Source organism: Spirulina subsalsa PCC 9445, assembly GCF_000314005.1.
Lineage (GTDB): Bacteria > Cyanobacteriota > Cyanobacteriia > Cyanobacteriales > Spirulinaceae > Spirulina_A > Spirulina_A subsalsa.
Map to the genome: position 1 here is coordinate 1,337,392 of NZ_JH980292.1, position 26,133 is coordinate 1,363,524.

The window sequence follows — 26,133 nt, forward strand, 5'->3', positions numbered from 1 at the left end:
TATTTAAAGTTCCAATGTATAAATATAATGCCTAGATGAACAGTCATAATATTTATACTCCTTCTACACCTATTATTGTGGGCAGTCAGCCCCCATAAACTATACTGATCAAAACTAGGCTAATATATGAGCCGGACAAGCCTCTTAGAGCGGATTTAGCCCCTAGAGTGAGTAGCAAGACAAGTTCCAATGACACAGGCTTGTTCAAGATTAGCTCCAGTTAAATTACTGCCTAAAACCTCAGCACAAAGGAGATTTGCACGAGCTAAATTGGCTCCGGCTAAGTTAGTGCCTCTTAAATCGGCTTCTTCTAAGTTGGCTTCACTTAAACTCGCCCCTTGTAAGTCAGCCTGAGCTAAATTTGCTCCTTTTAAGTTGGCACTATTTAAATTCGCTCCTCGTAAATCTGCCCCGCGTAAATCCACCCCTTGTAAGTTCACGCCTGTGAGGTTAGCTCCACTCAAAAACGCCCCGGCTAAACTAGCTTGCACTAATTTTGCACCCATCAAGTTAGCACCCCGTAGATTACTGCCTCGTAAGTCAGTTTGGGTGAGATTCGTTTGCATCAAATTCGCACCGAGTAAGTTAGCTCGCAAGTCAGCTGCCTTTAAGCTGGCACCCAACAAGTTGGCACCATCTAATCTCGCTCCCCTTAAATTGGCTCCTGTGAAGTTTGTCCCCACTAAGTTAGCTCCAGCTAAATTAACTCGCTCTAGTTGGCAGTGGTTCAGGTCTTCATCTTCTAGATCAATTCCGGGGAAATTTTTTTGAGAACCGGAGCGAATCGCTTCAATATCCATAGACCATCTTCAGACTATCTTTGCTTGACAAAAATTCTAGGTGCTTGTAATAATTCCAAGGGAAAACAGAAGGTTGGGTATGGAAGGGTCTAAAGACTAGCCCAACAACCCTAGCCCAAAAACCCGCCAGCCCAAAAACTGGCTAAAAACTTTAGACTACTTAGCGACAAGGGTTCACTCACAACAGGTTCAACTTACAACAAGCCCAACTTACAAAGGGCAAATGCAAGGGCTGATGAGGGCAAAACCATTCACGACAAACTGTTAAAATAGTCAGGGAGAGCTATTTAGCTAAGATTCCCTGATAAACAGACAAATGCTAAGGGGAATGTAAAGATTCGGAAATGCTTTATTCTAGATCATCCCTGTATCATACCATGAACAATAAGCTGTATGGCGATTTTATATTTTTATAACGCGCTTGATAACAATTCTTCACTACTCTAGGTTCAGAAGTGTTAACTTTTTGTCGGGCTAGGGGCTTTTTCCTTCACGCATAGCCGCAGAAAAAAGCCCCTCTCTTGGCTGATTTTGGGCTGTAGCTGGGGGATTGGCTTGATGAAGGCTGAAGATTCTTGAGCATCCTGTTGTGGAGTTTACAGTCCCCAAAACTAGCTGAAGTTGAGCCGTTTGGATGGGGGGTTAATCTTCTTCTAACTCTTCTCCGCTTACCCCAACTTGTTTGAGATGAATGTGTTTCCGTCCTAGGGAAATTTCAAACTCATCACCGGGTTCTAAGCCCATTTTTTTGGTGTAGGCCGAACCAATCAGTAGATTTCCGTTGGACTGAACACTAATGCGATAGCTGGCCGAACGTCCTCCTCGTCCGTTAGTGCCTGTTGTACCATCTAACTCAATGCCTTCCGCATCAATGAGGGCGTTGAGGAATTTCATCATGTTGACTCGTTCGATCCCATTTTTGGTGAGGGTATAGTAACCGCAAGCTCTGGCTTTTTCTTCTTTGCTGAGGTTGCCCAGGGCTTTGACTTTTTCTACCAGTTCTTGACCAGTCAGGGGTTCGGGGTTTTTCTTTTTATTCATCAACTTAGGTCTTAAATGACTGCCTTATTTGTTGTGCTTGCTGATTGTCGGGTGACAATGTAACAACGACAATGTAACAACGACAATTTTACTCTGCGTTCACCAACACTATCCATCAAACTATAAAACCTGTCCAAACGTCAATAAGACTTTAAACTAATTAAAGGAATGGTGGAAACCAATCGGAGGGGAGGGAGACATTTAACCCTTGACAGTGGATGGTTAATAGCTAACAAATTTGCTAGGATAGCAGTCTGGTTTGAGGGATGGCTCAAAATTTGGGGGTTTTAGACAGGAGGGGAGGCTCATTTTTGGTTTTGAACCATCAGCCATCTATCGGTCAGGAGGATAGTTAGACTTGAAGGAGAAGCCGTAAGGAGAAGCAATGGATGAAACTAACAACTCGTGGTCATTACAGTGTAAAAGCTTTGCTTGATTTGAGTTTACAACCGGAGGATAAACCTGCTTCGGTTTCTGCGATCGCACAACGCCAAGATATTCCGGCAGCCTATTTAGAAAAGTTATTGATTGAACTGCGTCGAGCGGGTTTGGTGCGTTCCATTCGTGGCGCCCAAGGAGGATATCAACTCAACCAAGAACCCGCCCAAATTTCCCTAGGACAAATTTTAGCGGCTGTAGGAGAAAGTATTGATCCTTTACCTCGCCATACTCCCGATACCTCTCAGGCGGAAGACTGGGTAACATTTAGTCTTTGGCAAAGACTTCATGACAAATTGAAGGAGGCTCTTTATAGCATAACCTTAGCGGATCTTTATTATGATGCTCGGAGTTGGCAAGCCGTACAAGGGGAGGAAACCCGTTTTATTATTTAGGTTGTTGGGAGTTGTTTTGAGGGGGGGGTGGAGCGGGAAGCGTCAAAAATCTCGATAAAATCAACGCGAGAAGTGTTTAGACTATATAACATAAGGTGTGAGGGAAGGGAATTATGAAGAAAAATCAAGGTTCAAAAGGATCAAGGATTGGGGTTCGTCTGGCTCTTTTGGCTATGGGAATGATGGGGATTTGTTTAGGGGTGGAGAAACCTGTCTTCGCTCAAGCGGCTTATGGGAGTTATGTGGGTGTTGGGGGAGGTTTTGGGATGACGAATGATCAGGGGGGTAATGGGCAAGAGGTGAGTGGGGTGGTGGCTTTTCGCTATAAGTTTTTAGAGATTCCGGTGTCGTTACGGGCGCAAGCTTTTGTGGGGCGTTCTGTGGCGGTGGTGCCAACGGTTTCCTATGATATTCCTCTGAATTGGCAAACGGATCTTTATATTGGGGCTGGGGCGGCTTTTGGGAGTGGGAGTAATGGGGTGCCGTCTGCGGTGGGGGATAAAACCAGTTTTGCGTTACAACCGGGAATTGATTACGCGGTGCCCAATAGTAGGTTAGTGATTTTTGGCAATGCGGTAATAGCCTTTGATGCTTACCGCAATGGGGGCGGAACGGCGGTTTCTGTGCAGGGTGGGGTGGGTTATCGATTTTAAGCTGTTATGGGAAGGGGTATTGGAAGAAAATGCTGTTTTGGGTGGTGGGTTTTAATTGCTTGTTAGCATTGGTGAATTTTTATGTGGCGTGGAAAATTTGGCGCTTGGGTCGTTCTTTGGCGGGGGCGGCTCAGGTGATGACGAATTTAGAACGGACGATTCACAATATTTTTTACCCGGCTCCGATGGTGATTATTAAGGGACAGGTGGGAACTCGTGTCTTTCGTCTAGCTTGTGCGAGGTGGGGCTATCAGGTGGGGCAAGTGGAACGAATTCTGCGGTTGTTAACGGGGCTACCCCAGTTGTGGCGTGGGGTTTTGGGGGGGTATCGGCGGCGGAAGTGATGGGGGGTTTGAAACTGTAACGTAATTGTTGGACAGAGTTACCCATTGCTCCTCAAAAATGGGTAGCTTTTGTCTTGCCGTCAGATTTGGAGACATCCCTTAAGTAGTCGGACATTTTGGCAGGGGGACTAATTTTCGTAAATATACTAGAAGCCCTTGTGGCACAATAATGACTGGATAGCTGTTCGGGGCGCTTGCCCTCCCCCTGATCTACGTTTTGGCTGATTAGAGATTCAGGATACAAGCATAAAGAACGTGGTAGAAATGTGGTGATTTATCTCAAGGATGCGATCTCCTCTCCACTGCTATATCAAGGGATTGTCAAGTTATCTCAGACTAATATTGAGTTGATCACCGAGGCGAATAATATAAACCAAGTACGAATTGTCCCTAAACTTGACCACTATGTAATTGAGATTGTTTACACGGTTAGCGAGCCAGATAAATTTGATGGTCAATATCTAGCTGGTGTAGACTTGGGTTTAAACAATTTGGTGGCTATAACATCCAATCATCCCGGTATTAGACCTCTGTTGATTAGCGGTAAGAGATCATGGGTTATTGATGGGGTGTGAGTGGTGATTTTTGGGGGAGGTGCTTGTCCTCCGGCAAAGTTCCGATAGAATTGGGATAAGCGTAACAGACCAAAGCTATGGCAAAAAACAGCACTGGGGCATTTATTGGAGGAATCTTACTTGGGGGGGCGATTGGTACGATTGTCGGGGTTTTGGTGGCTCCCCGTTCGGGTCGAGAAACTCGTCAGATTCTCAAGAAGTCGGCGGATGCTTTGCCGGAGTTGGCGGAGGATTTGTCTACGACGGTTCAGTTCCAGGCGGATCGTCTTTCGGAGTCGGCGGTTCAGAATTGGGAAGGGACGTTAGAACGTTTAAAGGAGGCGATCGCAGCCGGATTAGATGCGAGTCAGTTAAAAGCCCAAGAATTGAACGAAATGCGCAATATTGCAGCTAAACCTACAAGTTCTTCAGAGCAGCGTGATTGACCCTATTTTTTGGTTAGGACTTTCTTTATTATTGGTGGCCGTTAGTTTAACGGCGGTTTTGGTGGCGGCGTTTCCGGCGTTTCTGGAATTGGCTCGGGCGGCACGGAGTGCGGAAAAGCTGTTTGATACTCTCCGGCGAGAATTCCCCCCTACGTTGGAGGCAATTCGACTCACGGGGCTAGAAATTAGTGAGTTGACGGATGATATTAATGAGGGGGTCAATAGTGCCAGTGGGGTGGTGAAACAGGTGGATCAAAGTCTTAGTGATGTGCGTCAGAATGTGCAGAATGTGCAGGTGAGAACGCGCAGTGTGGTGGCTGGGGTACAAGCAGCTTGGCAAACTTTGAATCGTCCTCCTTCGTCTACTCGTCGTTTGAAAAAGCCCCGGCCTGAGAGGAGTCGGGAATAGGTAATAGCAATCTTGACAAGTTAAGGCTCAACGTTAGAAGTCAAAGGAACAGGGAACAGGGGACTTGACAAAATGCACACAAGCTTAACTTGTCAAGATTGGGGAATCGGGAATCGGGAGTCGGTGTGGGGGCGCAATGCTTGCGCCCTAGGGAATCGGGTGTCGCGAATAGTCAAGAGTTTTAGCTATTCCCCTGCTCCCCTGCCCCCCTGCTCCCCTGCTCCCCTGCTCCCTATTTACTGCCAACTTTCCAAGGCGCTGAAGAAGGTTTTCTGATCGGGTAGAGAGGGCTGTGCGCCGTTTTTGGTGACGGATAATGCCCCGGCTACCATGCCCCAGTGTAGGGCTTCTGATAGGGGCTTACGGGAGGCGATCGCGGCGGCTAAGGCTCCATTAAAGGCATCTCCTGCCGCTACGGTATCAATGGCGGTGACGGGGTAGGAATCATACCATAAAGAGCCTTGGGAACTTTGCCAGAGCGCGCCCTGTTCTCCTAATGTAATAATCACATTCTGAACGCCTTTTTCCTGTAAAATTTGGGCGGCCTGTTCGGCGCTAGGGCGGTCTTCGACGGGAAAGCCGACTAAATGACTGGCTTCTACTTCGTTGGGGGTCAAAATATCAATCAGAGGATAAAAAGAGTCGGGTAAACCATCGGGGGCGGGGGCGGGGTCTAAAATGACTGTAACTCCCAATTCGTGGGCGGCTTGGGCGGTGGCGAGGACAACAGGGAAGGGGATGCCTAATTCTAGGAGTAGGACTTGAGTTTCCGGGAGATGCGATCGCACAAATTCCACCTCGACCTCATCTACAGCCCCATTTGCCCCAGCCGCACAAGCAATAGTATTCTCCCCCGTTTCACTCACCACAATGGAAGCCACCCCCGAATGGAGTTCGGGATGAGTGCGTAGCCCGCTAATATTCACTCCGGAGGCTTTTAACGCCAAAGTCAAGGTCTGACCAAAATCATCGTCTCCCACTTGACCGACAAAAAACACAGGCACCCCCAATTTAGCCACGGCTACCGCTTGATTAGCACCTTTGCCCCCAAAAGCTGAGAAAAACTCATGACCAATTAAGGTTTCCCCCACACTCGGCAAGCGCGGCACCTTAACCACTAAATCCATATTGATACTTCCAAGGGCAATGACACTCATTTTGATCTCCAGTTGTAGAGTATTGAGGATTAGGGAAGACAGAAGGGAGTGGTTAATATAGAGAGAGCATCCTTGTAGTTGCACATCCCCTTACTTTTCGTCACCATGATTGCTCATCTTGTTTATTTTAGCCCCCAAGAGTATCTAGAACTTGAACACAATAGTAATATTCGCCATGAATATCAGCAAGGTTTAGTCTATGCCATGACAGGTGGTAGTGATGATCATGATGAATTAACCCTCAATTTTCTTGAATTAATGCGCCAACAAGTCCGCAATCAGGGCTGTTCGGTTCGTTCTGGCAATGTAAAAGTAAATTATGCCGATGATTTTTTCTATTATCCCGATGCCTTTGTGACTTGTGATCCAAGGGACAGAGAAGATCGCTATATTAAACGCTATCCGAAATTGATTGTAGAAGTTTTGTCCCCTTCTACTGAAACTTTTGATCGAGGCACTAAGTTCACTAATTACAAAAAACTGGCGACCTTAGAAGAATATGTTCTAGTCTCTCAAGACCAGATGGAGGTTGAATGTCGCCGCGCTCAAGGGGAACTTTGGGAAACGGTTATTTATCGGCAAGGGGAACAAGTGGAACTGGTCAGTATTGGCTTAAGGTTTCCCATTGAGGTGTTATATCGGGGGGTGAGTTGGGGGGAAGAATCTTGGTTTTGATTTGACTGTTTAGGGTTTTGTTGGGTTTCGCTGTCGCTGCACCCAAGCTACAAGCCTGACTGATGAGGTGTAGTGTGTTTTTCATTCATCACGATTTTTGCAAACCCAAATCACGGTACTATTTATAAAGTGATTAAACCAAGGAAAGGGGGAGAAAATTTTACGGGTGATGGTGAGTCTATTTTGCAAAATTCGCTCAACTTTTTGGTAATTAAACCCTTTATGTCCTTTCAATTCGGCATCTAAACTATGGGAGGAGGGAAAGCTTTCTACGTCCCAAAGAATGGCGGCGGAAAAGAGTTCTTTCGGGGTGTAGCGTTCATAACCGTAATTCCCTTTTAAGTTAGCAAAGTAACGACCGATTTGTTTAAAAAGTAAGGATGGGCCAACTTCGAGGGGAACGGAAATAATAAAGGTGGCTTGGGGTTTACAGTAGGGTAAAACTAAATCAAAAACCTGTTCTATCTTGTTAACGTGTTCTAGGGTTTCTGTGCAAACAAAGAGATCACAACTTTGGGGTTCCAGAAATTGGGCTAGATTGTGGGGAAAACAATATTGTAAATCGGCAATGCCTTGTAAATTTTCGGCGCAGGCGTTGAGCATATAATCATCTACATCAACGCCAATCCCAGTTTTAATCCGTTGTTGTTCGTAGGCGGTTTTTAACAGCCAACCATCTCCACAACCATAGTCTAAGGCTTTTTCATAACAAGTCTCTTCTAAGAGGTCTAAGACTACTTTAAACCGGGATTGATGGGCTAAACGGGTGAGGGATGTTCCCTGTTGGAGTAGACGCTGAGAGTAGGACATGGGGAATAGGGGATTAATAATTAATCAACGGGGGCTTAAATGGTTACGGTTGGGGGAGGGGTTGGTGCTGAATAATGGCGTGATAGGCTGTTAATAGAGATTCTGCGATCGCCTGCCAACTGTAACGGGATTGTCCGAGATGGCGGCCATTGGCTCCCAAGGTTTGACGCAGGGTGGGAGAGGCCAGTAATTCGGCGATCGCACTAGCCCAAGGTTCAACGGCTCCAGATACCACCCGCCCGGTGTTTCCTTGGATAATATCGGGGGCAATTTGTACCTCTGGGGTGACAATCACAGGTAGTCCATGCGCCATGGCTTCGGCTACGGCAATGCCAAAGTTTTCTGAAAATGAGGGTAACACAAATAAATCGGAACCCTGAAGTAATAATTGTTTTGCCTCCCCAGTTACAAATCCGGTGAAGGTGGTACAGTCTTGTAGTTGTAAGTCCCGCACCTGTTGTTTAATCTGATTTACATAGTCCTCATCTCCTGATCCGGCGAGGAGTAAATGGAAGGGAGGACGAGGGGCGAGGTGATGGAGGGCTTCTAGGAGTAATTCTGGGCGTTTTTTGTAGTGTAAACGGGATAAAAACAGGATAATGGGGGTTTCTGGCGGGATATTGTAGGTTTGACGGAGTTTTTCCGGGGCATCGGGCCAGAGGGGGGGAGATTCTACCCCCAAGGGGAGGGTGAGGGTGGGGGCGGTAATGCCGAAGTTGCGCACGTCTTCCACTTCTCCGGGGGAGGTACAATGAACGGCGGCGGCTTGGTTGAGGTTGCGACGTTCGAGGAGTTGGGCGTACATTTGTTTTTTGCGGCGACTTTGGGCTAAAGCCCAAGGTGCTAATTGTCCCATGCTGCGGACGGTGTAGGGAATTTTTTGTTGACGGGCGATCGCACCTGCACAACTGGAGCCGTAGGAAAAGAGATAATGGAGATCCAGAACGTCGTAATGATGCAGGTTTTGCCATAACCACCTTGTCCAAGCAAGGGAGAATAAAAACCCCCGATCTCCCCCTAAACTCACTTGAGAGAAAGGACTACTAAAGCGGGGGAAAAACCACACCGGAACTCCTTCATAGTCCACCCGTTCCCCCAGCGGCACCTCTAACACCCCAGGGCCATGATCATTGGTGGCGGTAATTTCGGCTTCTACTCCGCGATCGCGCAAAGCCCGCACTAAATTTAATGCTACAGCCGTCGGCCCCCCCCGCAGGGGCGATAAAGAGGGGATGACATGGAGAATTTTGGTCATAGCGACAGGGTACAGGCAGGAAAAAAAACATTGTCGATTATCAAATCTCAATTGTCAAACCGTTGTATCCAGTTGTATCAAACGTTTAAGCTTCCCATGGGACTTGAACCCACAACCTTTCCATTACGAGTGGAATGCTCTGCCAATTGAGCTAGGGAAGCAAAATCACGCCAATTCCCGCACGAACCACAACCTGCGCTGAACTCAGACTTAGGTAAGCCAGATATTCATTGCAGTTTTTCACTATAGCAGATTCTGGGAAATTCGTCGAGATTGGAAAACCCATCCACAATACAGAGTAGACTGGGAGAAAGTACAAGATAACAATTTTTTCCCCACTGTTCCCGAATCGGACCCCAATCCCCCCAAACTCAGACGCTGACCACAAATTAACCCTTTCCTAGTGTTTCCTATGACCCATCCCCAACGTCCCCCCATCAGTCCAGAAAAATATGCACGCCTCAAGGCAGAAGCGAAAGCACCCTATCGAGGTTTACGCAAATTTATTTATTTCGGATTGGGTGCATCCGGGTTAATTGGGGCGTTTATCTTTTTGACGCAACTCCTAGCAGGTCGAGATGTTGGTGCTGCGTTACCCAATTTTGCTCTACAAATCGGTGTGGTTGCGTTGATGGTCAGCTTGTATCGCTGGGAACAAAGAAAAGAGCATAAATCTTAACCAAAGGGTTTTAATCCTTTCAGCATCTCAAGTATTGCACGCCAAAAGAACCTATCCCAGAACAGAGGATTGGCAATGGGGAATTGATTCTTGATACATTGGAAACATACCCCCTCTTGCCTTTTCTCGTAATCTACGATTTAGCGGGGCTTCCATCTCATGAATCATATTGACGAAAAACTCGGCCTCTATCAAATTTTTCTCAAGCTGTATGAACAAAATCGAGGGTTATTGGATGAAATTCTCAACCTCGAAATTGCGGGAGATTCCGGTTTAGCTACTTGGTCAGAGAATCATGTAATTGCTGTGATTGAACCCTCCCAAACCTATTTAATGAGTAATCTAGGCTGTGGGGTGATGCAGAAATTTTTTCAAAGTGAGGGCATTTGGACTATTGGCAGAGGTCAGGATTTAGTCTTATCCATTCCAGACGAACATCTGTCTCGACATCATGCTGCCATTCAATATATCCCGACGGAGGGGTTTTATCTCTACGATCTCAACAGTACAAACGGGACGTTTGTCAATCATGAATGGGTGCAAGATCGGGTTTTATTACGAGAGGGGGATCATATCCGTTTAGGGAGTTTAGTGTTTTCTTTCTTTGTTTGTCGGGAAGAAAAATATTTACCTGCTGTTTCCCCTGATGTCGCCAGAATGTTGGAACAGAGGCACATTATTCATAAAACCGCTTGTTGCGATCGCATCCCCAAAACCAAAATCAAAGATGAACCCACAAATCCCTTGTTTGACCAGTCGGATATGATGGGCTGGGATGATTACCTCCCCCCTACCGCCCCCGGTGGACTCACCCCAGAACAACAGGCCGAGTTGTTAGACCGTTTTTATCATGACCAACACGAGGGGAAAACGTTAAGTGAAGAGTAGGGAGCAGGGGAGCAAGGGAGCGGCAATCTCCCGACTCCCTATTCCTCCTCAGCCCCTCCCTCACCATCATCTCCCCGTTTCGAGGACTTTAGGGAGGTAGCATCAATAGGAACCCCCACCTGTAACTGTTCCCGCACCTCCTGTTCCACCTTCGCGGCTACTTCTAGATTTTCCTCCAAATATTTCACCGTGTTATCACGCCCTTGGGCAATGTTTTCCCCTTTGTAGCTGTACCAAGCCCCTTTCCGGGTGACAACGTTGGTTTGTTCGGCAATGTCCAACATACAGCCCATGCGGGAGATGCCATGACCAAAAATAATGTCAAATTCCGCGACTCGGAAGGGAGGGGCGACTTTATTTTTCGCCACTTTCACCTTGGCACGGATGCCATATTCCCCCTCACTCCCCTTTTTCAAGGTTTGAATCCGCCGAATATCTAAGCGGACAGAAGCGTAAAACTTCAGAGCATTTCCCCCCGTCGTGACTTCTGGACTGCCGTAGGTGACACCAATTTTCTGGCGCAGTTGGTTTAAGAAAATCACCGTCGATTCTGATTTCCCGACGTTTCCGGCGATTTTCCGCAAGGCTTTACTCATCAAGCGGGCTTGTAACCCCACTTGAGTATCCCCCATTTCCCCTTCAATTTCTGCCCGAGGAACTAAGGCCGCCACCGAGTCAATCACGACGACATCCACGGCCGCGGAACGCACCAGTTGATCGACAATTTCTAGGGCTGATTCCCCAGTATCGGGCTGGGCGACTAATAAATTCTCAATATCCACCCCCAAAGCCGACGAATAGGCCGGATCTAGGGCGTGTTCTGCATCCACAAAGGCGGCAATTCCCCCGGCTTTTTGGACTTCAGCAATGGCGTGTAAGGCTAAGGTGGTTTTCCCAGAACTTTCAGGCCCGTAGAGTTCAATAATCCGCCCTTTGGGGAGTCCGCCCCCTAGGGCTAAATCAAGGGTTAACGCCCCGGTGGAAATGGTTTCTACCCGCATCCGCGTTGCATCCCCTAGCCGCATAATCGCGCCCTTGCCAAAGTTGCGTTCTATTTGGCTCAGGACGGCTTTCAAGGCCTTGTCTTTCTCGGGGTTTTTGGTGATCGTAGCCATTAATGCCTCTGTGACAAACGTTCAAGTTCTAGCAGTCAAGTTCTAGTAGTTTCGCCTCAATCCACCCAAGGGGGGCGAGAACCACCTTGGGCTTATTGTGACGAAAATTGACTAAAAAATCAAGACCTAGAGAACTTTTTCTAGAAACTGTTGAGCGCGATCGCTTTTGGGGGAACTGAAAAACTCGTCAGGGGGCGCATCTTCGGCAATTTTCCCCCCATCGAGGAAGAAAATCCGGTCGGCCACTTCCCGCGCAAAGCCCATTTCATGGGTGACAATGGCCATCGTCATCCCACTTTCAGAGACTTGTTTCATCACGTCGAGAACTTCCTTGACCATTTCCGGATCTAGGGCGGAGGTGGGTTCATCAAAGAGCATAACATCGGGTTCCATCGCTAAAGCGCGGGCGATCGCAACCCGTTGTTTTTGTCCCCCAGACAGACGAGAGGGAAAGACATCCGCCTTTTCCTCCAAACCCACCCGCTTTAACAACGTCAGGGCTTTCTGACTGGCCTCCGCTTTGGGCATTTTCTTCACCTTAAGGGGGGCATACATCACATTTTGTAAAACCGTCATGTGGGGGAATAAATGGAAATGTTGGAACACCATGCCCACATTTTGCCGAATCCTCATCACATCCACATTAGGGGCTGTAATTTCCTCCCCATCAATATAAATCTTACCCGATGTAGGCATCTCCAGCAGATTTAAACAGCGCAAAAAGGTAGACTTTCCACAGCCCGAAGGGCCAATAATGGCGATAACTTCCCCTCGCTTAATTTCTGTGGTAATTTCCCGTAAAACCTTCAAACTCCCAAAGGATTTATACAGTCGATCCACTTGAATAGCAATCGATTGCTCCGTTGTAGCTTTAACCATTTTTTCCCTCCCTTAACTACTCCGGCGTAACTGATTTTCTAAGATGACGGATCCCACCGTTAAGATCATCACCATGGCGTAATAAATCACCGCCACTAATAGCAACGGTTCAAAGTAGACATACTTTTGCGCCCCCACAATTTGCGCCCGTCGTAATAAATCCTGCGCCCCAATGGTAGACACCAAGGTTGAATCCTTCAACAGGGCAATACTTTCATTGACCAAAGCTGGCAAAATATTTTTAATTGCTTGGGGTAAAATAATATCTAACATCATAGGTTTATATCGCACCCCTAAAGACATCGCCGCCTCAGCTTGTCCCCGATCTACAGCTAAAATACCCGCCCGAATCACCTCAGAAATATAAGCCCCAGAATTGAGGGTAAAGGTAATGATCCCCGCTTCAAATCCAGAAATGTTATAACCTGTTAATTGGGGCGTGGCAAAGTAAATCAGGGAGAGTGTCACCAGCAAAGGAGTTCCCCGAAAAATGGAAGTGTAACCCATGCCAAACCAGTAGAGGGGCTTAAAACTGGAAATTTTAAATAGGGATAAAACAGTCCCCCAAATAAACCCCAGAATGGCTGAAATTAAGGTAAATTGTAAGGTGACATTCAGCCCGGTCAAAATAAATGGGATGGACTCTGCAATACGAGCAAAATCAAGATTCATTTGTGCTAAAATTAAACTCGATGGCATTAGTCCATTCACTCCCCACAAAATATTATTCATCAGACCTATTGATTCTCCCCTGCTTCTTGTTCGGCGAAGTAATCCTCAAACCATTTTTGAACCAGTCGGTCTAATTCGCCACTTTCCCGCATTTCGGCTAAGACTTCATTAAACTTTTCCACTAACTCTGAACCTTGGGGGAAGGCAATAGCTGAACCGGCGGCCTCTTGATTTTCAATGGTGGTAAATTCCAAATCTGGGTTATTTTGAATATAGCCCTTGGCTACGGTATCTTCTACAATCGCCGCGTCAATGCGTCCCGCTTTAATTTCTTGGATTACTTCACTTACTCGGTTTCGGGATTCTACCGTCATGGTGGGAAATTCTTTAGCTTGTTCTTTGGTGGTTTGTTCTTGGGTAGAACCTAACTGTACTCCGACCCGTTTTTCAGCTAAATCTTCAAAGGTTTTGAAACCACTCCCGGCCCGAGCAACAATGGTGTTTTTGGCTTCATAATAAACATCAGAAAAATCAACACTTTGTCTCCGTTCTTCTGTGGGAGTCATGCCAGCCATAGCAAAATCGGCCCGCTTGGACTGTAGGGCGGGTATAATACCATTAAAGTCCATGTCGTTGATTTGTAGGCCATAACCCAGCTTATCGGTGATATATCTGGCAATATCAATATCAAAGCCTACAGGTTCGCCTAAACCCCGCCCAGTTTCGTAGAATTCATAGGGGGGGTAGTCGGCAGAAGTGGCCATAACGAGAATGGGTTTCCCGTCTTCGGTTGTAGCGGTTTGATTGGTACATCCGGCGATCGCACCAATGCTCAGAGAAGCGGCGAAACCTAGGGTAAATAGAAATAATCGGCGTTTCATAACGATTTGGGTCAAAGTGAATACTTAAGAATATATCCAATCTCCCATTTTGTAGAAGGCAACGGCCAGAATTTTCGGCGATTCGCTATAGATAGCCGTGAATCCCTCCCCGATTAACTCCCTAAAGACTCCAGTTGTAATAACCACTGGTTGAAATGAGGACATTTGTTCCGAATAGCTGACAGCCCAACTTTTTCAGCTAACTGTGGTCCGAAAGTAGATTTCGCCTTGCCATAGCTAGGGAATTGAGCGATAATCCGCTTGCTAGGCGCTGTTTCCTGCCCGTCGTTGATGAATTCAGGGCTTTGATACTCCCTAGCAACCCTTTGAAGGGTTTTAATCCCTTCTGGATTGCTCTCGTTCAGATACTCAAAACACTCTGGATCAGAAAAAAGATAGGCTTCATACTCATGTAACTGAAGGTAAGGAATGAAACGTTGATCATCAATATCTTTAGCAAATCTTTCCTCTAAAAATTCAACTCGCTTTACTGGATCTTGTCGTATACGTTCAGCCTCAGCTAATCCGGGAAACTGGGGAGAAATAGCATATAAATCAATCATAGTTGTGAAGAAAACATCAGAAGACTTTTCCTGCTTAAGAAACCGCATAATGTCATTCTTCATAGGCGTATACTGACGACCTCCTCCACGATGGACACGACCCTTTTTTTTAGCATGAGCAATGAGGATCGGATTATGCAAAAATACTTCATACTGAGACAGGTGTGATTTGATTAAGTTGTCCGCAAAGGTTTGCTCAGTTTGTCCTTCAGCAAATAGATAAAGACGCACCATTAATGAGGGCCTCCACCAATAACATTTTTTTGCCAAACTTCACCTAAACTATACTCATTTAGCCAATCGTCCAGTTCTTTGGAGGTTAATCGTTTGAATAGAGAAGCTTTACCCTCCCTATGCACTGTGATTACATCATCTGGATCAAAATTATCTAAAAAAGAACTAGATTGAGTGCTAATCAGTATTTGTGTGTGCAGTGCCGCCTGACTAAATAAATCAGCTACAATATTTAAGGCATAAGGATGAAGTCCTAACTCAGGTTCATCAACTACAATGAGTTCCGGTAGTTCGTCCTCTGGTTGTAAGAGCAATGTGATCAAACAGATAGCGCGTAAAGTCCCGTCTGAAAACTGGTGGGGGCCAAATACCCGATCTGAGTCTTTTTCTCTCCAGTTCAGCATGACACGATTAGAGACATCTGGCTCTAGAACAAAATCATCAAAAAAAGGAGCAATCAGACGAATTGTGCCAATAATACGCTGATAAGCTAAACTTGAATTTTCTGCACGAAATCTTAAGAGCAAGGCGGCTAGATTCCCCGCATCAGGTTTTAACCATCGATTATCCCCAACATAACAAGATTGACGAACATCTGCTGTGGATGAGGTGTCATGAAAATGATAGACGCGGCAACGGTTCAGTAAATATCTAAGGGTTTTAGCTGTTTGTTCGCCTTCCTCTGCTGCCTTGATCAGTTTGGTTTCTTGATGACCTGCCCCTAATTCATCAACTCTTGGCTCTGCCCAACCTGTTGCTAAAAAACTCAAGGTTTCTTGAGCAAAAATTAGCGTATCCCCGGCGGCATGAAATAATCGGAGGTGGTAACTGTCCAGTCCATTTTCAACCTGAAATTGCAGCTTTGCCTCAATTTGAGGTGTTATTTTGGGGCCAAAATGTAGGAGAGACTGGGCGCGTCCTGATGTTCCAATGTATTGCTGAAAGCGACCTGCCATCATCTCGTTCAGCATTTTAAAGAATGAGATAAGATTACTTTTACCCGCCCCATTTGCGCCAATTAATATATTTAAAGAATCCAGTTGAAGATCCATCTCTTTAATGGATTTGAAGCCATTCAGGGTTAGTCTTTGTAATTTGTTCAAAGGTCAAACTCCCTACTGTAAAATCGTATTTTTGTGGTTTAGATTAATGGACAATTCTATCATTTTTTTCATGTTTACCTGCCCCACAGTGACAGAAAAGAGATATCAGTTTCAATAAGTCCACATGAACCTGCTACCGCGTTGGACGGTGGTCACTTCCCTTCCTTCCTCTCTTATCTAGTACAATGGAATTTGCCCAGAGGAGGAAACTCTGAGTCAATCGTCCTTCAACCGGAGAACCAGTCCACACCTAGGTTAATTTGAGATTGCCCCAAGAACAAATTGACAGCGCCTTGCGGATTAGTGTGGGGAAATTTACCACCCCAGCTGAGATTGAGGAAGCGGCTGCTCTTTTAATTCAGGTCGTCGGTCAACTTGCACCTCTCATCTCTCAGCACGGTCATTCTCAATTGCTAGTAGAGGGTCAAGATGCCTAGGGTAGAGTCAGTGATTAAGGTTTGAATATCTGCCGCTTCGCAGGATTGTTTCAATGTCTGTGGTAGAGCAGTTGCCACGACGAATCCAAATTACTTTCGGGGGAAAGCCTCTTAATGTGAGGAGTTCGTTGTAATCGCTGTCTTTGGTGACGATAATGAATTCATCGTGCTTGGCATAATCCCAAACCTCGCGATCATTGGAGTAAACGTGGGTTGATTCAGGAAACAGGTCAGCGAGTCGTTGTACTAGCCGAGGTGAAAGATTGTGGTCAAATAGCAGCTTCATGCTTGCACCAGTAGGGTTTGTTGTTCCCGATGGGCGGCGTAACTGAGGCAAGCCAAGATATCTTCTTGGGTGAGGTAGGGAAAGTCGTCTAAAATTTCTTGGTAAGTCATGCCAGAGGCTAAATAAGATAGCACATCATAAACAGTGATCCGCATACCGCGAATGCAGGGTTTACCACTGCGTTTACCCGGTTCTAGGGTAATTCGTTCTCTGTAGTCCATTGGCTGTTCCTCCTTTTGTGGTTTACCGGGAAGGATTTTATCTAAGGATTCGCTGTCGCTCAGTTTATTACTGGGTTGCTATCCCTCCCCTCCCTGCAAGCGAGGAAGGGGAATTCCGCAACATTTTTGTTAAGGCGAGTTCGCGATGATCATAGCTCACTTGAGCAATCATATGAACTTTGGGTTCAGTGGAGCGGAAAAGGGCTTGTTCTAAGAGTTGGTCAAATTTTCCGGGGAAGATGGCAATAACCTTTTTCCCGACCTGGGCTAATTTGACTTAGAACAAAAGAACCAACAAAAACCCCTTAGACCGGGCTTAATCCCAAAAATATGTAAAATTAAGCGGTTTCTCTGAACTAACTTTGCTAAAGTGATTCAGCACCAATGATTGCGAGGCACCAGAGGAGTCTGAGAATTATGTCACTCATCGTTCAAAAATATGGGGGAACTTCCGTCGGGACAGTAGAACGGATTCAAGCGGTGGCAGAACGAGTCCAGAAGACGGTACAAAAGGGAAATTCTGTTGTGGTGGTGGTGTCGGCAATGGGTAAGACCACCGATGCTTTGGTCAAGTTAGCCCATGATATTACGGACTCTCCCAGTCGTCGAGAAATGGATATGTTGCTTTCGACGGGGGAACAAGTTTCTATTGCTTTGTTAAGCATGGCGCTGCAAACTCTCGGACAGCCTGCTATCTCCCTCACGGGGGCGCAAGTGGGCATTGTGACGGAAACTGCCCACAGTCGGGCGCGGATTTTGAATATTAAAACCGAACGGATGCGCAAACATCTGGATGAGGGCAAAGTGGTGGTAGTGGCTGGATTTCAGGGCATTACCGAAGGGGATGAGATGGAGATCACCACCTTGGGGCGGGGGGGGTCGGATACTTCGGCGGTGGCGTTGGCGGCGGCGTTACAGGCCAGTCAGTGCGAAATTTATACCGATGTGCCGGGGATTTTGACCACTGACCCCCGCATTGTGCCGGAAGCCCAGTTAATGGATGAAATTACTAGCGATGAGATGCTGGAGTTGGCCAGTTTGGGGGCGAAGGTGCTACATCCTCGGGCGGTGGAAATTGCCCGCAACTATGGCATTCCTTTAGTGGTGTTGTCCAGTTGGACGGATGACCCCGGAACGCGGGTAGTGTCGGGCTTACCCCAGCCTCGCTCTTTGGAGAATCTGGAAATTACTAAGGCGGTGGATGCTATTGAGTTTGACCCAGCCCAGGCGAAAATTGCCCTGTTGCGGGTGCCAGACCGTCCGGGGATTGCGGCCAAGTTGTTTGGGGAAATTGCCCGCCAAGATGTGGATGTGGATTTAATTATCCAGTCCATTCATGAGGGGAATAGCAATGATATTGCTTTCACGGTGGTTAAAGGGATGTTAAAACAGGCGGAAGCGGTGGCTGAGGCGATCGCACCTGTTTTAAGATCCCACCCCTCCAGCGCCCCCGATGAGGCGGAGGTGATGATTGATCGCACTATTGCTAAGGTGAGTATTGCGGGGGCGGGGATGATTGGCCGTCCGGGGATTGCTGCCCAAATGTTCCAAGCGCTGGCCCAGGCAAAGGTGAATATTCGCATGATTTCCACCTCAGAAGTTAAGGTGAGTTGTGTGATTGATGCGGTAGATTGCGATCGCGCCATCCAAGCCCTCTGTCAAAGTTTTGGGGTCAACACCTCCCCCGTCCAACTCACCCCCCCGCCCCCAACGGCAAAACCGCCCCCCCGGTGCGAGGCATTGCCCTAGACCGCAATCAAGCCCGTCTCGGCCTGCGCCATGTCCCCGACCGACCGGGGATGGCCGCCCAAATTTTCGGCCTCCTCGCCCAAGAAAACATCAGCGTAGACATGATTATTCAGTCCCAACGCTGTCGCATTATCAACGGCACACCCACCCGAGATTTAGCCTGTACTGTCGCCCAAGGGGATGCAGAAATAGCCCAGCAACTCCTTGCCGCCCAAGTCTCCCAGTGGGGCGTTGGGGAAGTTTCGGTGGATCGTGCGATCGCCAAAGTGAGCATCGTCGGGGCAGGCATGGTCGGTCATCCCGGTGTCGCCGCCAAAATGTTCGAGGCCCTCGCCCAACACCAGATCAACATTCAAATGATTGCCACCTCCGAAATTAAAATTAGTTGCGTCGTCGCCGAAGAACAAGCCGTGACCGCTCTCAAAGTGATTCATGAAGCCTTCGGCCTAGCCGGGAAATCTAAACTAGAAGTTCCCGTCTAATGAATCTGGTAGACCTCCTGCAAATCCCCGTTCACCAATCCCCAGAAACCATTGCCCTCTGGGATAGTTCCCTAAAACGCCCCCGTTGTCTCACCTTTGCCCAACTTGATGCCCAGGTGCAACGGGTGGCTATTTTTTTACAACGCCAACACCTTCAGCCCGGCCAAGGCGTTCTCATCCTCCACCCCCTCTCCGCCGAACTCTATATCATCCTCGGTGCCCTCTTTCGTCTCGGCCTCGTCGCCCTCTTCCTCGACCCCGCCGCAGGCATCCCCCACATTAACCACTGTTGCCGTCTCTTCCCTCCCCACGCCCTCATCGCCACCAGTAAAGCCTACAGTCTCCTCCCCCTCTCCGCCCCCCTACGTCGCATCCCCCTAAAAATCGCCATCGGCCCCCCCATCCCTGACACCCTCTCCTGGCACCATCTCCCCCCACCCGACCACAAAACCCCCGCCCCCGTCGATTTAACCCCCGACTCCCCCGCCCTCCTCACCTTCACCAGTGGTAGCACCGGACAGCCCAAAGCCGCCCTCCGCAGTCACGGCTTTTTACTCCACCAGTACCACATCCTAAAAGACATCCTCACCCTCCAACCCGGACAAATTGACCTCTGCACCCTCCCCATATTCATCCTCGCCAACCTTGCGGCTGGAGTCACCAGCATCATTCCCCCCGGAAATTTGAAGTTTTTGGCGAAAATCGACCCTAAGCCCGTCCTGCGTCAAATAGAGCGGCATCAGGTGACGCGATTAGTTGCCTCTCCCGCCTTCCTTGACCGCCTCAGCCACTATAGCCACCAGCACCATCTCACCTTCCCTTCCCTACAAAAGGTCTTTATGGGAGGTGCGCCCATTTTTCCCCCCACCGTCCAAGCCCTCCAACAGATGGCCCCCCAAGCCGCCTTAATCGGTCTATACGGGTCAACGGAAGCCGAACCGATGGCGAGGGTGGATTATGGCACAGTTTCCCCTCAAAACTGGCAAAAAATGGCCGCTGGGGGAGGATTACTGCTAGGAAAGCCTGTCCTGAACTTGGCCATCATCCCCCCCCGTTGGGGAGAACCCTTGGGGCCTTTCACGGTGGGGGAATTTCAAGACCACTGTTTACCCCCCCACCAAGCGGGGGAAATTGTCGTCAGTGGGGATCATGTTTTGGGGGGCTATTGGCGCGGGTATGGCAATCCCACGACGAAATTTAGGGTCGGGGAGCAAGTATGGCACCGGACGGGAGATATGGGTTATCGGGACAACGAGGGGCAGTTATGGTTATTGGGGCGCTGTGTAGGCTGTGTGGCAGATGAACAGGGCATTCTCTATCCCCTAGGGGTGGCGGGGGTTTTGGCGGAATGTCCGGCTGTGGTGCGTTCCTTCCTGCTCTCCCGTCGGGGGCAACGGGTGTTAGTGTTAGAGTTAAGCCCCAAGGGTTGGGGTTTAAAGTCTTTCCTCTGGCGACTGTTATTGTCCTTTTTCCCCCGCTTCGGTATTATTTCCCGCCACCAGTCCTCAGACTGGCCCCCTCACCCCTTACTCACCCCTTACTCACCCCTGCGCCCCTTCCTCGCCCGTTTGGACTGGGCGCATTTCCAGCAAGTCCAAATCGTCCCCCACATCCCCGTTGATCCTCGACATAATGCCAAAGTAGACTATGGTCTAGCCTTGAAAAAGTTTTGAGTTGACACAGACGATACGTTATTTCAAGCAAAAATGTTGCGAGAAAAAGATATGTATTAGAAATTATGTTTCAATACCTCATAGGCATTATACGTTATTTCAAGGCAGACACAATCTATCCTCAAAAGGGATAAAAGGTTTCAATACCTCATAGGCATTATACGTTATTTCAAGCTTTCCCTACCCCCTCACCAACGTCTGGATGGGAGTGTTTCAATACCTCATAGGCATTATACGTTATTTCAAGATAACAACCGTTGGGAGTCACCCGAGGAACGAACGTTTCAATACCTCATAGGCATTATACGTTATTTCAAGTTTTTGGAAAAAGAAGAAAAAATCAGGATTGAACATCGAGTTTCAATACCTCATAGGCATTATACGTTATTTCAAGGGGATGGGAACGTAAAGCCCAGAAGTGGATCAAAGTTTGTTTCAATACCTCATAGGCATTATACGTTATTTCAAGCAAAGGAGATGGTTTTTCGGGGTTGATTGCAGTCCGTTTCAATACCTCATAGGCATTATACGTTATTTCAAGTTGGATAAGGTGATCGCGCTCGCTCTCTTGGTCCGTTTCAATACCTCATAGGCATTATACGTTATTTCAAGATTTGCTCCTTATACTTGGGGAGGAAGTCCTCCTCCGCGTAAGTTTCAATACCTCATAGGCATTATACGTTATTTCAAGGCTACAGCCACGGTCACGGTTACGGGTCTCACAGAAGTTTCAATACCTCATAGGCATTATACGTTATTTCAAGGCAGAGTTACAGGCTAAAGCCCTCGCCGACCAGAAAAAGGCGTTTCAATACCTCATAGGCATTATACGTTATTTCAAGACTTGCCAGACTTCACCGCCAACACTCCCAAAAAAGTTTCAATACCTCATAGGCATTATACGTTATTTCAAGCCGGCTTGAATACCCAGTTGGGGGGAGTTACCGTGTTTCAATACCTCATAGGCATTATACGTTATTTCAAGTGTACTCCGAGCCGTCAGGATGTAAGTACAAATTGGTTTCAATACCTCATAGGCATTATACGTTATTTCAAGCCCCATCTATGCAAACATAAGGACAACCATGAGTACGTTTCAATACCTCATAGGCATTATACGTTATTTCAAGTCCCTGATTCCGTTATTGCCAAATCGTTAGGGGTGTTTCAATACCTCATAGGCATTATACGTTATTTCAAGCAAGTTGTTGTCGATGTCTTGCAATATACGGGATTGGTTTCAATACCTCATAGGCATTATACGTTATTTCAAGAATTGGCATCATGATATCTTCTAATCTCGTGTTATTCTCTGTTTCAATACCTCATAGGCATTATACGTTATTTCAAGTGGCGGAATCGGAGGCTTTAGCCTTGCCGCTAGGCGTTTCAATACCTCATAGGCATTATACGTTATTTCAAGCTGACTTGGACGATGACCTTCAAGATGCAATGATGGGGTTTCAATACCTCATAGGCATTATACGTTATTTCAAGATTAGTATAATCGTCGCACGCCAGATCAACCCGAGTGTTTCAATACCTCATAGGCATTATACGTTATTTCAAGAGGAGGATTCACAGGCCTGAAAAAAACATTATCCGTGTTTCAATACCTCATAGGCATTATACGTTATTTCAAGTCCGCAAAAATCCTTTAAAGTGTAAGCTCCTCGCGTTTCAATACCTCATAGGCATTATACGTTATTTCAAGAAATACAAAGCACGATAAAAGCGGAAAAGAGCCCGTTTCAATACCTCATAGGCATTATACGTTATTTCAAGTTTGTTAGTGTGAAACTATTGTCTCAATATAGCGTATCTGTTTCAATACCTCATAGGCATTATACGTTATTTCAAGTGCCTTTCCGTTTAGCCATGTCCTTTGTTAGTAGTGTTTCAATACCTCATAGGCATTATACGTTATTTCAAGTTAAAACCTCGCACTACTGCGAGGAATACTTAAGCGTTTCAATACCTCATAGGCATTATACGTTATTTCAAGGAAATCTCCTGCAAGGATGCGGCCTACCGATGTGTTTCAATACCTCATAGGCATTATACGTTATTTCAAGAGCGGCACTCTGAAACCGTTACCTAGTGGAACTTTCCCGCTTGACTTGCGCGACACCCACCCCAAAACTATAACACAGCCTCCGGGAAAAGACAAGAAAAGGCTGAAACCCTTGCCCTGTAAGGTGCGCGACGGTCTCTGAACTCAAGAGCCATTCAAACCCAGACCCTCCTTGAGTTTCAGCCATTTTCCCCGATCCCCTCAAAAAAACACCCACCCCGTCGCGCTAATTGTAACAGGGGAGTATCAATTGGTGACGCCATTAACCACGGGGCGAATGCGCTGACTCCCCCCAAACGGATCCGGAGTACCAATCCAGTTAAAGTCACCAATCCGAATCTGAAAAGAACCCACAGCCAACGTAGGGTTATAGCGCAACATTAAACTATAGGTGCGACGACTATATTCTAGAGAGAAATCTGTACTAATTTCTTGCCCGGTGTCCAAGTTAACCGAGGACTGCACCCCCAAACGGAACGGCCCATAAATTTGCTGCACAATGCCAAAGGAAAGGGTTCGTTGGTCGGCAATGCGGTCAAATAAGAAGGGGGATTGATTGGTAAATGCGGATTGAGAATAACTCACATTAAAGCCCGTGTAGTCAAAGAAAGGACGGGAAAAATGCCCCACTTGCCCCTGTAAACCAACAGTACCACTCAAGGATTCTTGACTGTCTCCATTACTGTATAAACTCGCTACTCCCGTGACACTGGTAGAGAGTTGAAGATAAGGCTGCACGGGGGTTCCGGTGTAGCGCAGTCCTTCTTCTGGTGTGGGAGGTAGGGCTTCCCCTTGCCATAACATAAAACTCCGACTGAGTAGGGCGGCGGTTTGATAGCGGGTGAGGGTAACGCGGTTATTTTCCCGCACGGGAGCCAGTAAATCCGCTCGGTCGGTGTCTGCGTTGATGATTTGAATGGCTCCTTGATAGGTCAAGTTAATTCCTGTGTCCCCTAAAACATACACGGGGGAGGTTAAAACAGCCCCGAGGTTACTTTGTACGGTTTGGAAGCCTAATGACCCGTTAAAGAGTTGATCTCGATAGCTATATTCTAGGGCGAGGGTGTGGGGTTTATTAATATCCCCAATCAGATGATTTAAGCGCGCACTGGCGCGAAAACGATTTTGATAGTTTTCGAGGTCTAAACCCGTTAAACTGGCGTTGCCTCGGAATTTGGTGCGTTTGCTTAGGTCGGCGGTGAGGGTACTTCTGACCCCAAACACAGAGGGGTCTAAAAAGCCTTCTTCAAAGATGGCGCGCTGGAGATAGTATTCTGGGCTGACTTGCCAGAGAACTTGAGGGGTTTTGATGATGGTAAAGGTGCGGGTGAGGTAAAAGCCCCCTCGTTCTGCTCCATCAATGCCAAAGGTAAATAAACCCTCTCCTCGGTCGTCGGGACGGCGATCAATGAGAATACGGTCGAGGAAAATAGGGAGGGTGAAGCCTTGATCAAAGACTAGACGGGAGCGACTGGTGAGCAGTTCATCTTGAAATTCATTGAGGCGATTGAGTCGGGCGGTATCTGCCCGGACTTCTAACTCAGGGGGGGAAAAGGGGTCGTTGGTGATGCGAATATTGGTCGCTCGCCACCCTTGGGAGTCGAATTCTACAAAGTCGGCTTCAAAGCGCAGACGGTTGACTTGTCCACTGCCTCCGGGGACCGGGACGGATTGCACAATAGTATCAGGGGTGGGGTTAATGTTGCTGGTACTCCCGACCCGAATTCCCCCAATAACGAAGGTGTACCCGGTGCTGGTGGTGATGCGTTGTAGGGGTTGTTGGGCTTGGATGCGATCGCTCAAAGGCCGTTCAGGTACAATGGCCGCGGCTTCGGCCGGGGAGAGTTGAAAGTCTAAATCCCGCCCAGAGGTCGGTTGATAGATTTCCCCTCGGGCTTGACGAATAATCCCCTGATCCTGCACTAATTGATACTCGAACTGTTCCCCCCGCAACACTTGATCCCCTCGCCGTAGGGCTACATTGCCCTCGGCATAAACTACCCGGTTGGGCAAACTCACTCGTACCCGGTCGGCGGTGAGAACAGCCCGGGAGAAGCGCAGAATTACGTTTCCATTGGCGAAAATGACTTTTTGGTTGTCGTCGTAGGTTTGACGGTCTGCATTGACCTGTAAGATGCCTCTGGGGTCAGGGGTGGCGGGGGGGGGTGGGGCAACGGCGGGCGGCGGGGAAGTGGGGGCTAGTTCTTCGTCGGCTTCGGTTTCTCGTACTCGGTTTCGGGGCTGCCGTCTGGGGGCGGGGGGAATTTCGGGGGTCACATCCTCCACCGCGTCATCGATGGCTTCATCTAGGGGGAAATCATCAGTAGTCTGGGGGGCGTTGAATTCGTACTCAATCACCTGACCGTCCTCATCTTCAATGCGCAGATGGGTAGGATCAACGTCTTGAATGGAATCTAAACGGGGATCCCCATCTTCTGACCATTGGAGGGGTACCGGCTGATCAAAAACAATAGTTGGGGAGGGAGTTTCCGCCACGGGGGGCGAATTTTGGGGGAGTAAAGGGGCTTGGCGGTCTGAGGGCAGGGCAAAGGTGACTTGAGGGGGGCGACTTGTCCGGGTAATGGCTTCCCCGAGGACTTCTGAGGAGTTATGGGTTTCGGGGTCGAAGCGGTCGGGAGGGGAGGGGGCGGCAGTCGCGAGGGGAGAAATGGGGGAAGTCAGTTCATCGCTGCTTTCCACGGGGCGGTCGGTCGCTTCTAGGGGGAGAGAGGCGAGGGTTAGGTTGGGGGTGGCGGGTAGATCAGAAAGGAACATTAACCCAAAAGAATCATAAGTGTCCAAGGCATGGGATTCTGGATGGGTTTGCCGACCGAGATGTTCCCCAGTGGTTACTTGACTGAGGCGGGAGAGAGGGGGAAAAGGCTGCCAAGGCTGGGAGTTTTGTTCTAAGGGGAAAGACTGGCTGGTCTGTAGGTCTGAAGGGGTGAAGACGACCTCGGTTTTGGGCTTTTGGGCAAGGGGGGAACAATCCACAACAACCCCCGGACAGGGCATCTGGGGGGTTGCCGCCTGAGCGGTGGCAGGAGACTCTGAAATCAGTTGGATCGGGGGGATAGAAGGGGGTATCACAAATTGAGGCATTTGTCAAGATTTAGAGACTGTCAAGATCCAAAGACAGAGGGGGAGGAGTAGAGTAGGCAATCCTGACTTAAGCCACGGCTTAGAAATCTGTGGAATGGGGCAAGGTGTGACTTGCCCC

25 protein-coding genes, 1 tRNA gene, 1 pseudogene and 1 CRISPR repeat array are annotated in these 26,133 nt (G+C 47.9%); of the genes and pseudogenes, 12 read left to right on the forward strand and 15 right to left on the reverse strand.

All coding sequences use genetic code 11. From position 1 onward, the window contains the following. Positions 1–155: 155 nt before the first annotated feature. A complete protein-coding gene (locus SPI9445_RS0106325) occupies positions 156–800 on the reverse strand; it encodes a pentapeptide repeat-containing protein (RefSeq protein ID WP_017303893.1) in 645 nt (214 codons plus the stop codon). Between the two features lie 642 nt (positions 801–1,442). After that, the gene (locus SPI9445_RS0106330; protein WP_017303894.1) at positions 1,443–1,841 is read right to left on the reverse strand and encodes an AbrB family transcriptional regulator; all 399 of its coding nucleotides are present in this window, start codon (positions 1,839–1,841) and stop codon (positions 1,443–1,445) included. Positions 1,842–2,230: 389 nt separating this feature from the next. Here SPI9445_RS0106330 and SPI9445_RS0106335 point away from each other — a divergent pair, with 389 nt between their 5' ends. The 6 genes from SPI9445_RS0106335 to SPI9445_RS0106360 all read left to right on the forward strand — a co-directional run bounded on the left by SPI9445_RS0106335 (position 2,231) and on the right by SPI9445_RS0106360 (position 5,080). Beyond that, entirely contained in the window at positions 2,231–2,674 is a 444-nt protein-coding gene (locus SPI9445_RS0106335; protein ID WP_017303895.1) for an Rrf2 family transcriptional regulator, read from the forward strand. Positions 2,675–2,787: 113 nt separating this feature from the next. After that, positions 2,788–3,327, forward strand: coding sequence for a hypothetical protein (locus tag SPI9445_RS0106340; protein ID WP_017303896.1), 540 nt, complete (start codon positions 2,788–2,790; stop codon positions 3,325–3,327). 29 nt (positions 3,328–3,356) lie between these two features. Continuing rightward, a complete protein-coding gene (locus tag SPI9445_RS0106345) occupies positions 3,357–3,671 on the forward strand; it encodes a hypothetical protein (protein ID WP_017303897.1) in 315 nt (104 codons plus the stop codon). A 269-nt stretch (positions 3,672–3,940) separates the two neighbouring features. Next, the gene (locus SPI9445_RS0106350) at positions 3,941–4,246 is read left to right on the forward strand and encodes a hypothetical protein (RefSeq protein ID WP_202803645.1); all 306 of its coding nucleotides are present in this window, start codon (positions 3,941–3,943) and stop codon (positions 4,244–4,246) included. A gap of 77 nt (positions 4,247–4,323) precedes the next feature. Then, complete coding sequence (locus tag SPI9445_RS0106355; protein WP_017303899.1) at positions 4,324–4,671, forward strand: YtxH domain-containing protein; 348 nt, start codon at positions 4,324–4,326, stop codon at positions 4,669–4,671. Continuing rightward, positions 4,664–5,080, forward strand: coding sequence for a hypothetical protein (locus tag SPI9445_RS0106360; protein WP_017303900.1), 417 nt, complete (start codon positions 4,664–4,666; stop codon positions 5,078–5,080). The genes SPI9445_RS0106355 and SPI9445_RS0106360 overlap by 8 nt, the downstream gene beginning before the upstream one ends. 236 nt (positions 5,081–5,316) lie before the next feature. On the opposite strand, the gene rbsK is transcribed toward SPI9445_RS0106360, so the two are convergent. Then, the gene (rbsK, locus tag SPI9445_RS0106365) at positions 5,317–6,237 is read right to left on the reverse strand and encodes a ribokinase (RefSeq protein WP_026079575.1); all 921 of its coding nucleotides are present in this window, start codon (positions 6,235–6,237) and stop codon (positions 5,317–5,319) included. A 105-nt stretch (positions 6,238–6,342) separates the two neighbouring features. Here rbsK and SPI9445_RS0106370 point away from each other — a divergent pair, with 105 nt between their 5' ends. Next, on the forward strand, positions 6,343–6,912 hold the full coding sequence (locus tag SPI9445_RS0106370; RefSeq protein WP_026079576.1) for a Uma2 family endonuclease: 570 nt from the start codon (positions 6,343–6,345) through the stop codon (positions 6,910–6,912). Positions 6,913–6,993: 81 nt separating this feature from the next. On the opposite strand, the gene SPI9445_RS0106375 is transcribed toward SPI9445_RS0106370, so the two are convergent. The 3 genes from SPI9445_RS0106375 to SPI9445_RS0106385 form a co-directional block, all read right to left on the reverse strand. Continuing rightward, a complete protein-coding gene (locus tag SPI9445_RS0106375) occupies positions 6,994–7,722 on the reverse strand; it encodes a class I SAM-dependent methyltransferase (RefSeq protein WP_017303903.1) in 729 nt (242 codons plus the stop codon). A gap of 43 nt (positions 7,723–7,765) precedes the next feature. Next, the gene (locus SPI9445_RS0106380) at positions 7,766–8,977 is read right to left on the reverse strand and encodes a glycosyltransferase (protein ID WP_017303904.1); all 1,212 of its coding nucleotides are present in this window, start codon (positions 8,975–8,977) and stop codon (positions 7,766–7,768) included. An 88-nt stretch (positions 8,978–9,065) separates the two neighbouring features. Then, positions 9,066–9,138 (reverse strand) — tRNA-Thr (locus SPI9445_RS0106385). A gap of 251 nt (positions 9,139–9,389) precedes the next feature. On the opposite strand from SPI9445_RS0106385, the gene SPI9445_RS0106390 reads away from it, so the two are divergent. Both SPI9445_RS0106390 and SPI9445_RS24560 read left to right on the forward strand, forming a co-directional pair. After that, positions 9,390–9,656 (forward strand): DUF3493 domain-containing protein, encoded by a 267-nt coding sequence (locus SPI9445_RS0106390; RefSeq protein ID WP_017303905.1) that lies wholly within the window; start codon positions 9,390–9,392, stop codon positions 9,654–9,656. 159 nt (positions 9,657–9,815) lie between these two features. After that, positions 9,816–10,544: an FHA domain-containing protein gene (locus SPI9445_RS24560; RefSeq protein ID WP_017303906.1), complete on the forward strand. Its 729-nt coding sequence runs from the start codon at positions 9,816–9,818 to the stop codon at positions 10,542–10,544. A 38-nt stretch (positions 10,545–10,582) separates the two neighbouring features. Here SPI9445_RS24560 and recA read toward each other — a convergent pair whose 3' ends face one another. The 6 genes from recA to SPI9445_RS0106425 form a co-directional block, all read right to left on the reverse strand. Continuing rightward, complete coding sequence (recA, locus tag SPI9445_RS0106400; protein WP_017303907.1) at positions 10,583–11,659, reverse strand: recombinase RecA; 1,077 nt, start codon at positions 11,657–11,659, stop codon at positions 10,583–10,585. A 126-nt stretch (positions 11,660–11,785) separates the two neighbouring features. Continuing rightward, positions 11,786–12,538, reverse strand: coding sequence for an amino acid ABC transporter ATP-binding protein (locus SPI9445_RS0106405; protein ID WP_017303908.1), 753 nt, complete (start codon positions 12,536–12,538; stop codon positions 11,786–11,788). A gap of 12 nt (positions 12,539–12,550) precedes the next feature. Beyond that, positions 12,551–13,270 (reverse strand): amino acid ABC transporter permease, encoded by a 720-nt coding sequence (locus SPI9445_RS0106410; protein WP_017303909.1) that lies wholly within the window; start codon positions 13,268–13,270, stop codon positions 12,551–12,553. A 5-nt stretch (positions 13,271–13,275) separates the two neighbouring features. Next, the gene (locus tag SPI9445_RS0106415) at positions 13,276–14,091 is read right to left on the reverse strand and encodes a transporter substrate-binding domain-containing protein (protein ID WP_017303910.1); all 816 of its coding nucleotides are present in this window, start codon (positions 14,089–14,091) and stop codon (positions 13,276–13,278) included. A 113-nt stretch (positions 14,092–14,204) separates the two neighbouring features. Continuing rightward, positions 14,205–14,888, reverse strand: coding sequence for a DUF4276 family protein (locus SPI9445_RS0106420; RefSeq protein WP_017303911.1), 684 nt, complete (start codon positions 14,886–14,888; stop codon positions 14,205–14,207). Further along, positions 14,888–15,991, reverse strand: a complete 1,104-nt coding sequence (locus SPI9445_RS0106425; RefSeq protein ID WP_026079578.1) for an AAA family ATPase — start codon at positions 15,989–15,991, stop codon at positions 14,888–14,890. Before SPI9445_RS0106425 ends, SPI9445_RS0106420 begins: the two co-directional genes overlap by 1 nt. A gap of 266 nt (positions 15,992–16,257) precedes the next feature. Between SPI9445_RS0106425 and SPI9445_RS30365 the strand changes: the two genes are divergently transcribed. Next, positions 16,258–16,428, forward strand: a complete 171-nt coding sequence (locus tag SPI9445_RS30365; RefSeq protein ID WP_017303913.1) for a hypothetical protein — start codon at positions 16,258–16,260, stop codon at positions 16,426–16,428. A gap of 7 nt (positions 16,429–16,435) precedes the next feature. On the opposite strand, the gene SPI9445_RS31960 is transcribed toward SPI9445_RS30365, so the two are convergent. Further along, positions 16,436–16,714, reverse strand: coding sequence for a DUF5615 family PIN-like protein (locus SPI9445_RS31960; protein ID WP_017303914.1), 279 nt, complete (start codon positions 16,712–16,714; stop codon positions 16,436–16,438). Beyond that, entirely contained in the window at positions 16,711–16,935 is a 225-nt protein-coding gene (locus tag SPI9445_RS0106440; protein ID WP_017303915.1) for a DUF433 domain-containing protein, read from the reverse strand. Before SPI9445_RS0106440 ends, SPI9445_RS31960 begins: the two co-directional genes overlap by 4 nt. A 417-nt stretch (positions 16,936–17,352) precedes the next feature. Between SPI9445_RS0106440 and SPI9445_RS26910 the strand changes: the two are divergent. Next, a pseudogene (locus SPI9445_RS26910) lies at positions 17,353–19,166 on the forward strand (aspartate kinase). Beyond that, positions 19,166–20,839: an AMP-binding protein gene (locus tag SPI9445_RS31965; RefSeq protein WP_026079579.1), complete on the forward strand. Its 1,674-nt coding sequence runs from the start codon at positions 19,166–19,168 to the stop codon at positions 20,837–20,839. The pseudogene SPI9445_RS26910 and the gene SPI9445_RS31965 overlap by 1 nt, the downstream one beginning before the upstream one ends. Positions 20,840–20,906: 67 nt before the next feature. Continuing rightward, positions 20,907–22,914: a CRISPR direct-repeat array (repeat unit 37 nt; unit sequence GTTTCAATACCTCATAGGCATTATACGTTATTTCAAG). Positions 22,915–23,159: 245 nt separating this feature from the next. Here the strand turns inward: SPI9445_RS31965 and SPI9445_RS24575 are convergent. Next, on the reverse strand, positions 23,160–26,015 hold the full coding sequence (locus SPI9445_RS24575) for a DUF3769 domain-containing protein (RefSeq protein WP_017303916.1): 2,856 nt from the start codon (positions 26,013–26,015) through the stop codon (positions 23,160–23,162). Between the last annotated feature and the right edge of the window lie 118 nt (positions 26,016–26,133).